Annotated in this window: 9 protein-coding genes and 1 pseudogene; 4 read left to right on the forward strand and 6 right to left on the reverse strand. The window is 63.1% G+C overall.

Annotated features, from left to right (window positions below; genetic code table 11):
* Positions 1–71: 71 nt before the first annotated feature.
* From BF95_RS23915 to BF95_RS23940, 6 genes are all read right to left on the reverse strand, one after another.
* Positions 72–545, reverse strand: coding sequence for a 2'-5' RNA ligase family protein (locus BF95_RS23915; protein ID WP_051520223.1), 474 nt, complete (start codon positions 543–545; stop codon positions 72–74).
* Between the two features lie 37 nt (positions 546–582).
* Entirely contained in the window at positions 583–1122 is a 540-nt protein-coding gene (locus BF95_RS23920) for a peroxiredoxin (protein ID WP_043155155.1), read from the reverse strand.
* Between the two features lie 120 nt (positions 1123–1242).
* Positions 1243–2241 carry an endolytic transglycosylase MltG gene (mltG, locus tag BF95_RS23925; protein ID WP_043155156.1) on the reverse strand — a complete coding sequence of 333 codons (999 nt, stop codon included), beginning with the start codon at positions 2239–2241 and terminating at the stop codon, positions 1243–1245.
* A gap of 38 nt (positions 2242–2279) precedes the next feature.
* Positions 2280–3539: a beta-ketoacyl-ACP synthase II gene (gene fabF / locus BF95_RS23930; protein ID WP_043155159.1), complete on the reverse strand. Its 1260-nt coding sequence runs from the start codon at positions 3537–3539 to the stop codon at positions 2280–2282.
* Between the two features lie 165 nt (positions 3540–3704).
* Positions 3705–3938, reverse strand: coding sequence for an acyl carrier protein (locus tag BF95_RS23935; RefSeq protein WP_007689016.1), 234 nt, complete (start codon positions 3936–3938; stop codon positions 3705–3707).
* 218 nt (positions 3939–4156) lie between these two features.
* Positions 4157–4612 carry a hypothetical protein gene (locus tag BF95_RS23940; RefSeq protein ID WP_043155162.1) on the reverse strand — a complete coding sequence of 152 codons (456 nt, stop codon included), beginning with the start codon at positions 4610–4612 and terminating at the stop codon, positions 4157–4159.
* A gap of 124 nt (positions 4613–4736) precedes the next feature.
* Here BF95_RS23940 and betI point away from each other — a divergent pair, with 124 nt between their 5' ends.
* The 4 genes and pseudogenes from betI to BF95_RS23960 all read left to right on the forward strand — a co-directional run bounded on the left by betI (position 4737) and on the right by BF95_RS23960 (position 8166).
* Entirely contained in the window at positions 4737–5393 is a 657-nt protein-coding gene (gene betI, locus BF95_RS23945) for a transcriptional regulator BetI (protein ID WP_043155164.1), read from the forward strand.
* A 106-nt stretch (positions 5394–5499) separates the two neighbouring features.
* Positions 5500–6062, forward strand: a pseudogene (gene ahpC, locus BF95_RS30500) (alkyl hydroperoxide reductase subunit C).
* Positions 6063–6156: 94 nt separating this feature from the next.
* Entirely contained in the window at positions 6157–7737 is a 1581-nt protein-coding gene (ahpF, locus tag BF95_RS23955; RefSeq protein ID WP_043155169.1) for an alkyl hydroperoxide reductase subunit F, read from the forward strand.
* Between the two features lie 132 nt (positions 7738–7869).
* On the forward strand, positions 7870–8166 hold the full coding sequence (locus tag BF95_RS23960; RefSeq protein ID WP_043155166.1) for a nucleotidyltransferase family protein: 297 nt from the start codon (positions 7870–7872) through the stop codon (positions 8164–8166).
* Positions 8167–8398: the final 232 nt, after the last annotated feature.

Consider the following 8398-nt stretch of genomic DNA (forward strand, 5'->3'; position numbering starts at 1 on the left):
GCCGGGGAACGGAAAACGCGAGGCCTCAAGAGCGGCCCTTCGACAAGCTCAGGGCGAACGGAAACATATACCTACCCCCGAAAACTGGCCTTCATCGCCAATTCCCACGGCCCCCCGCGATAATACCAGGCAGCCAGCCCGGCGATCGCGAAAGGGCGTGGCACAAAATCCGCCCGCAACTGCTCCGCCAGCGCTTTCGCCTCGGCAGGCGCAACCTTGTTCTGCACCGTCACATGCAGCCGGGGCCGCGCCTGGTCCTGCGGCGTCAGAAGGCCGGTAAACGCCTCCGCCAATTCATCACGCATGGCCGCCAGGTCCGGGCTGTCGATGCGATACGCAACGCCCCGCCCCAGCATCATGACCTCGCTCAGCCGCGCCGTCGGCGCGGGGCCACGACACAAGGCCTTGAGCCGATCGCTCACCTCCCCCAGCACCGAGGGCGGCAAATGATGGAACAGCGTGATATGCGCGGACAGGACATTGCGTTCGGGCGGAAAATGCGCACGGCGCAGTCCGTCCGCCCAGGCGAAGTCCGCCGCCCCCATCAACGCGCTGACGATGATGGGGGCCGGTGGGGCCAACTCAGCCAGCCGGATGGGCCTTCAGCCATTCCAGCACAGGTTCGGGCTGGGTCTCGCCATAGGGGTCTTCATCTTCGCCGCTATCGTTGATCCCCGGTTCCTCGAACCAGGCGACGATCTTGCCGTCTTCCACGACCATGGCATAGCGCCAGCTGCGGTCGCCAAAGCCCAGATGGTTCTTCTTGATCAACATGCCCATGCGCCGGGTGAAATCCCCCGACCCATCGGGCAGCAGCTTCACATTGTTGAGGCCCAGCTGCTTGCCCCACTGGAACATGACGAAGGCGTCGTTGACGGAGATGCAATAAACATCATCGATGCCGACCGCCTTGAAATCATCGTAGGAGCGTTCGAACGCCGGGCATTGCTCGGTCGAGCAGGTCGGCGTGAAGGCACCGGGAAGCGAGAACACGACGGCGCGCTTGCCCGCAAACAGATCGCCGGTGTGGACATCCTGCCAGCGAAAGGGGTTCGGCCCTTCAACGCTGTCGTCGCGCACCCGCGTCTTGAGCGTCACATTCGGTACGGTTCTTCCCAGCATAGCGCGTCTCCAAATAAGGGCCGCCACCGTTGCGCGGCGGCGATCACCATATGGTGACTATGTGACGGTACGGCAATCGCACGACACGCAATCGCCGTCGAGAAAATCGACGGTCAGGCGTCAAAGTTCGCCGCGCGACCGCCGGATTTCAAACCATTTGCGCACATTTTCATTATGCTGCTGATAGGTGTCGGCGAAGATGTGGCCGCCCTTCCCGTCCGCGACGAAATAGAGCGCCTTGGTTTCGGCCGGATGCAGCACGGCGAGGATGGAGAGCCGCCCTGGATTGGCGATCGGCCCCTTGGGCAGGCCGACCATCGCATAGGTATTATAGTCGTTGACGTCCGCAATCTCCGACTTGCGGATGCGGCGGCCCAGCGGCTTGCCGCGCGTGATCGGGTAGATGATCGTCGGGTCGGCCTGCAGCATCATATTGGTGCGCAACCGATTGCTGTAGACGCCCGCCACCGTCGGCCGTTCGGCGGCAACGGCGGTTTCCTTCTCCACGATGCTGGCCAGGATGATCGCTTCCTTGGGCGTTTTGGCGATCGTATTGGGCGCGCGTTCGGCCCATAATTTGGCCAGCGCCTCGTCCATCGCCGCCTGCATGCGTTTCAGCACGGCGGCGCGCGGCTCGCCCTTGTCGAAAGCATAGCTGTCGGGAAGGACGCTCCCCTCCTCCGGCACCGGGATATCCCCGGTCAACTGGTCGTTCGCCATCAACCGCTCATGCACCAGGATGGAGGGCATGCCTTCGGGAATGGTGATCAACCGCGTCAGCGTCTTGCCACCCTGCAGGATGGAGAGAATATCGCTGTTGCTGGCCCCGGCGGGAATGACGAACTCCCCCGCCTTGATCGGGGTGCCCGCCCCGAAAATCTTGGCGCGCGTCAGGAAGGCGTCGGCCGACCGCACCGCACCCGCCTGCTTCAACAGCACGGCGGCATCGGACAGCGTCGCCCCGTCGCGCACGACGACGCTGACATCCTGGGCTGCCGGGCCCTGTTCGGTCCAGCCCGCCACGAAGCGAAAGGCGATGAAGGCCGCAACGGCGAGGCCGATCAGCAGGACGATACAGCCCAGTCGTTGCTTCGGGCCAGTGCGGTTGCGCTTCGCCATAATGTTCTCCTGTTCCCCGGCGAAGGCCGGGGTCCAGTTCAGATCGCCTTCATGATGAGCGACGCGTTGGTGCCGCCAAAGCCGAACGAATTATTCAGTACCGCGCGCACCTTGCGCTCCTTGGCGACATGGGGGACGAGGTCGACGCCCTTGCAGCTTTCGCTCGGTTCATCGAGGTTGAGCGTCGGCGGCACGATGCCGTCGCGCATGGCGAGGATGCAGAAAATGCTTTCCACCGCACCCGCGCCGCCCAGCAAATGGCCGATCGCCGACTTGGTCGAACTCATCGACATTGCGCCGATCTGGTCGCCGAACAGGCGGCGCACCGCGCCCAGTTCCAGTTCGTCGCCCATCGGCGTCGATGTGCCATGCGCGTTCACATAGTCGATGTCTTCAAGGCTAAGGCCCGACTTCTTGAGCGCCATCTGCATCGACCGGAATGCGCCGGAGCCTTCGGGGTGCGGGGCGGTGACATGATAGGCATCGCCCGACAGGCCATAGCCCAGCACTTCGGCATAGATTTTCGCGCCGCGCGCCTTGGCCCGCTCATATTCTTCCAGCACGACGACGCCTGCGCCTTCGCCCATCACGAAGCCATCACGGTTGACGTCATAGGGACGGCTGGCGCGCGTCGGATCATCGTTGAAATTGGTGCTGAGCGCCCGCGCCTGCGAGAAACCGGCGATGCCGATAGGGCAGATCGCGCTTTCCGCGCCGCCCGCCAGCATGACGTCGGCATCGTCCATCGCGATCATGCGCGCGGCGTCGCCAATCGAATGGGCGCCGGTCGAACAGGCGGTGACGACCGCATGGTTCGGCCCCATCAGGCCATATTTGATCGAAACCTGGCCGGAAATGAGGTTGATCAGGCGACCATGGACGAAATGCGGGCTGACCCGGCTCGGCCCCTTGGCGGCCAGCACCAGCGATTCGCTCTCGATGCCCGGCAGGCCGCCGATGCCCGAACCGATCGAGCAACCAGCGCGCAGCCGCTCCTCTTCGGTCATGTTCAGCAGGCCCGCGTCGCGCAGCGCCTCGCTCGCTGCGGCGATGCCGAAGACGATGAACAGATCGACCTGGCGCTGGATCTTGTGATCCACCTCCAAATAAGGGTCGAAGCCATATTCATGCTCCTTGGGCTTCACTTCGCAGGCGATCCGGCACTTATAGTCGGTCGGGTCGAACCGCGTGATGGTCGCCGCGCCGGATTTGGACGCGATGATGTTCTTCCATGTGGTTTCCACATCCCCGCCAAGCGGGCTGACCATGCCAAGGCCGGTTACGACGACGCGACGCATATATTTGCTCCGAAATAGTCTCTTTGACGCATTGTCTGCCCGGTCGATCCGACCCGCAAACGCTGCACCAGATACGAAAAAGCTCCCCGCGCTCCGGGGTTACCGGACAGGAGGAGCCATTTCCTAACACGAAAGGCGGCCCGCATGTGCGGGCCGCAAAACGCCTTACTGCTTGCTGTCGATATAATCGATGGCATCCTTGACGGTGGCGATCTTCTCGGCCGCATCGTCGGGGATTTCGACGCCGAATTCTTCTTCGAACGCCATGACCAGCTCAACGATGTCGAGGCTGTCGGCGCCCAGATCGTCGATGAAGCTCGCGTCCTCGGTCACCTTTTCGGCTTCCACGCCCAGATGCTCGACGACGATTTTCTTTACGCGATCCGCGGTCTCACTCATGAGTGGTCCTTCTTAATGGGTATCGTTGGTGGTTGTGAATAACCGTTAAGGCATTGCCCTAGTGCCATGCGCCGATAGAGGCAAGAGGCAAGGCCGCCAAGTCCTTTTCATTCGTGCGCGGCAGAGATTTTACGCGGGAAAGGGATTGGCGCGTCCCGTGCTGCGCCCCTCGCGATAATTTTCGGCGCGACGGACCTATTAGAACGCGCCCAGCCCCCTCACCGGCAATAGCCCTCCTGCCCCGCAACCACGATCAGGCAGTCGGTCTTGTCGGCGAGATATTTGAAGCCCGTCTCCGCGCCGGTGCCGGGCCGGATCGTCAGTGGCTTGCCGTCGCGGGTGAAGCGAATCGTCGCATCCTCGGCCATGCCGACATAGGTGCCCTGCCGGTCCAGATTATCCTTGTTGGTCAGGGCATAGCTGCCCGGCCTGCCATCGGGCGCGGGCTGAATGTCGAGGAACAGCCCCTCTGGCCCCATCCAGCGGCCGATCCAATCGTCGGTCGGCAGGCGTCCGACCGGGCCGTCCGCGCCATTGATGGCGTCGGTGTCCTCGATCGTCTCGACCGTCGGCGCGCTGGCCGTGGCGTTGGCCGCTTCGTTCGTGTCGGCGGCAGGGGTGCAAGCGGTCAAAAATGCGCCGACGAGCAGGAAGGGCGAAAGGCGGCGGGTCATCGGTCGATCTCCTTGGCTATCACGGACAAAAGCAGCGACACGGCATATTCGATCCCCTCCCCGTCAGGACGTCACCTTGCCAGCGCGACCGTCTGTCGCCAATACGCCACGGGGGGACAAGATCATGAACCACAGGATGCAAAAGCCCAGGGCCAGATTCGTGCGCGAAACCCCCGACGTGCGGCGTCAGGCACTCATCGAGGCGACGGCCCGCTGCCTCGCAGAAAAGGGCGTCGGCGGCACGTCAGTACGGGCAATCTGCGCGCAGGCGGGCGTGTCCTCTGGCCTGCTCACCCATTATTTCGACGGGGTCGATGCGCTGATCCTCGCCACCTATGTCGATGTCGGCGCCACCGTGTCCGCCGCGCTGGACCAGGCGGTGGCGGCGGCGGGCGATGACCCGCGCGACCGGCTGCGCGCCTGCCTTCAGGGCAATTTCCGCGCCCCCATATTGGACCCGGACCTGCTAGCCACCTGGATCGCCTTTTGGAGTCTCGTCAAGAGCGACCCCGCCGTCGCCGCGCTCCATGCGCAAATCTATGCCGCCTCCCGCGCCCAGCTTGAAGCCCTGTTGCTGGCCGCCGTGCCGGAAATGCCGCCCGCCCGCGCCCGGCTCGCGGCGATCAGCCTCACCGCGCTGGTCGATGGCCTCTGGCTCGAACTCTGCCTTGATCCCTCGACCTTCTCGGCGGAAGAGGCGCAGGCGATGGTCGAACGCGCGATGATGCTGGCGCTTGGCCAATGGCGCGGCGACTGGGTCGATCAATCCGATCGGCTGTGATCGCTTTTCTCACTCACCCCATCCGAGAAAACCAATTTCCCTCGACTCGGCCCTGTCCCTACATGGGTGTCTGCAACAGCAACCCACATAAGGAACTGGACAGCCCATGGCTCTCATCAACACCACCATCAAGCCGTTCGCCGCGACCGCCTATAAGGAAGGCAAGTTCGTCGACGTCACTGACGCGGACGTGAAGGGCAAGTGGGCGATCTTCTTCTTCTACCCCGCCGACTTCACCTTCGTCTGCCCCACCGAACTGGAAGACCTGGCCGGCATCTACCCGACCCTCCAGGGCTTGAACGTCGAAGTCTTCTCGGTCTCGACCGACACGCATTTCAGCCACAAGGCTGGCACGACACCTCGCCGGCCATCGGCAAGATCAACTATTATATGCTGGGTGACCAGTCGGGCACCATCACCAACAATTTCGACGTGATGCGTCCGGGCGTCGGACTTGCCGATCGCGCCACCTTCCTGGTTGATCCCGAAGGCGTGATCCAGTTCATGGAAATCACCTCGGAAGGCGTCGGCCGCAACGCGACCGAATTGCTCCGCAAGGTGAAGGCAGCGCAATATGTCGCCGCGCACCCCGGTGAAGTCTGCCCGGCCAAGTGGGAAGAAGGCGAAACCACGCTGGCCCCCTCGCTCGACCTGGTCGGCAAAATCTAAATAACGGTTCCCCTAGCGGGTCGCAAAGTGGCTCGGAGTGGAACCCCTCCTCCGCTCCGAGCCATTTTTGTATCTATCGAAGGACGATTATCCCATGCTTGACACCACCCTGACGCAGCAGCTCAAGGCCTATCTGGTCAACATCCGTGAGCCTATCGAACTCGTCGCCTCTCTAGGTGACGATGCCAAATCCCGCGAGCTGGGCGAACTGCTCGGCGAAATCGCCGCTTTGTCGGACAAGGTGACCGTTGTCACCGGCACCGACAAGCGCGTCCCCAGCTTCATGATCCGCCGCGCAGGCACCGATATCGGCGTGCGTTTCGCGGGCCTGCCGATGGGCCATGAATTCACCTCGCTGGTCCTCGCCCTGCTGCAGGTCGGCGGCCACCCGGCAAAGGCGGCGCAGGACTTGATCCAGCAGATCAAGGACATCGACGGCGACTTCGCCTTCGAAACCTATTTCTCGCTCTCCTGCCAGAACTGCCCCGACGTGGTGCAGGCGCTCAACCTCATGAGCGTTCTCAACCCCCGCATCAGCCACGTCGCCATCGACGGCGCGCTGTTCAAGGAAGAGGTCGACAGCCGCAAGGTCATGGCCGTCCCCACCGTCTTCCTCAACGGCGAACCCTTCGCCAGCGGCCGGATGGAACTGGAACAGATCGTCGCCAAGATCGACAGCGGCGCCGCCACCCGCGCCGCCGAAAAGATCAAGGCCCAGGAACCCTTCGAAGTCCTCATCGTCGGCGGCGGTCCCGCTGGCGCAGCGGCGGCCATCTACACGGCGCGCAAGGGCATCCGCACCGGCGTCGCGGCGGAACGCTTCGGCGGCCAGGTGCTCGACACGATGGATATCGAAAACTTCATCTCGGTCTCGCGCACCGAAGGGCCAAAGCTCGCCTCCGCCATGGAAGCGCACGTCAAGGATTATGACGTCGAGATCATGAACCTGCAAAAGGCGGCGAAGCTGATCCCGGCCCGCACCGAAGGCGGCTATCATGAGGTCGTGCTGGAAAATGGCGCCTCGCTGAAGGGCCGCACCCTCATCCTTTCGACCGGCGCGCGCTGGCGGCAGATGGGCGTGCCCGGCGAAGAGGAATATCGCAACAAGGGCGTTGCCTATTGCCCGCATTGCGATGGCCCGCTCTACAAGGGCAAGCGCGTCGCGGTGATCGGCGGCGGCAATAGCGGCGTCGAAGCCGCGATCGACCTCGCCGGGATTGTCGCCCATGTGACGCTGATCGAATTTGACAGCCAGCTCCGCGCCGACGCGGTGCTGCAACGCAAGCTCGCCAGCCTGCCCAACGTCAAGATCATCACCTCGGCGCTCACGTCGAAGGTGGATGGCGATGGCGACCGCGTCACCGGCCTGTCCTACAAGGACCGCAACAGCGGCACCGAACATGACGTCGCGCTGGAAGGCATCTTCGTCCAGATCGGCCTCGTCCCCAACACCGAATGGTTGAAGGATGCTGTCGCTTTGTCCCCTCGCGGCGAAATCGAAATCGACGCCCGCGGCGAAACCAGCGTGCCGGGTGTGTTTGCCGCAGGCGATTGCACGACGGTCCCCTACAAGCAGATCGTCATCGCCATGGGCGCAGGTTCGACGGCAGGCTTGTCGGCGTTCGATTACCTGATCCGCCTGCCCGCGAGCGAAGAGGCCGCGCAGGCGGCGTAAGGCCGGGCGCGATGCGCGGGGTTTGAAAAAACGGCCGATCCGGCAACGGGTCGGCCGTTTTTCCGTTCAAACGCAGAATCCCCAGCGCGCTGGCAAATTGCGTGTTTCAGAAAGCTGGGGCATAATGGCGCCATGAAAAAGGCCGAAGCGATCACCCGGTTGAAGCCCTTCGAACGTCGCCTGCGCGCGCGCGGCATCAACGCGCTATACCTGTTCGGATCGACCGCTAGGGACGAAGCCAGCCCAGCCTCCGATCTCGACCTGCTCTACGACTATGACTCGGCACGGCAATTCAGCCTGTTCGATCAGGCCGGGGCCATGCTGGAACTGTCCGATGCGCTCGGCACCAAGGTCGACCTAGTGTCACGCATCGGCCTCCGCCCCCGCTTGCGCGCGCGTGTCGAGGGCGAGATGGTCCGGGTCTTCTGATGGCCGGGCTGCTCGATACGCTGGACGATCTGGCGTTGCTGATCGCGCGAGCCGAAAAATCGGTGACGAGGCTGAAATACGCGCAGCGGCAGTTATCAAAAGGATAGCGCGACTAAAGCCAAACATTGAATGCAGTGGCAATTTTTGCCATACATACCGACGAACTTTGATGGAAACCTGTAGGTCATGTTCCCCGGCGAAGGCCGGGGTCCAGTTCAGAGCGTGGAACTGG

This window comes from Sphingobium sp. Ant17 (genome assembly GCF_000588875.1).
Taxonomy (GTDB): Bacteria; Pseudomonadota; Alphaproteobacteria; order Sphingomonadales; family Sphingomonadaceae; genus Sphingobium.

Coding starts and splice junctions, on each gene's coding strand:
- BF95_RS23915 (WP_051520223.1), bottom strand. CDS start 545: ATGGGGGCGGCGGACTTCGCCTGGGCGGACGGACTGCGCCGTGCGCAT.
- BF95_RS23920 (WP_043155155.1), bottom strand. CDS start 1,122: ATGCTGGGAAGAACCGTACCGAATGTGACGCTCAAGACGCGGGTGCGC.
- mltG (WP_043155156.1), bottom strand. CDS start 2,241: ATGGCGAAGCGCAACCGCACTGGCCCGAAGCAACGACTGGGCTGTATC.
- fabF (WP_043155159.1), bottom strand. CDS start 3,539: ATGCGTCGCGTCGTCGTAACCGGCCTTGGCATGGTCAGCCCGCTTGGC.
- BF95_RS23935 (WP_007689016.1), bottom strand. CDS start 3,938: ATGAGTGAGACCGCGGATCGCGTAAAGAAAATCGTCGTCGAGCATCTG.
- BF95_RS23940 (WP_043155162.1), bottom strand. CDS start 4,612: ATGACCCGCCGCCTTTCGCCCTTCCTGCTCGTCGGCGCATTTTTGACC.
- betI (WP_043155164.1), top strand. CDS start 4,737: ATGAACCACAGGATGCAAAAGCCCAGGGCCAGATTCGTGCGCGAAACC.
- ahpF (WP_043155169.1), top strand. CDS start 6,157: ATGCTTGACACCACCCTGACGCAGCAGCTCAAGGCCTATCTGGTCAAC.
- BF95_RS23960 (WP_043155166.1), top strand. CDS start 7,870: ATGAAAAAGGCCGAAGCGATCACCCGGTTGAAGCCCTTCGAACGTCGC.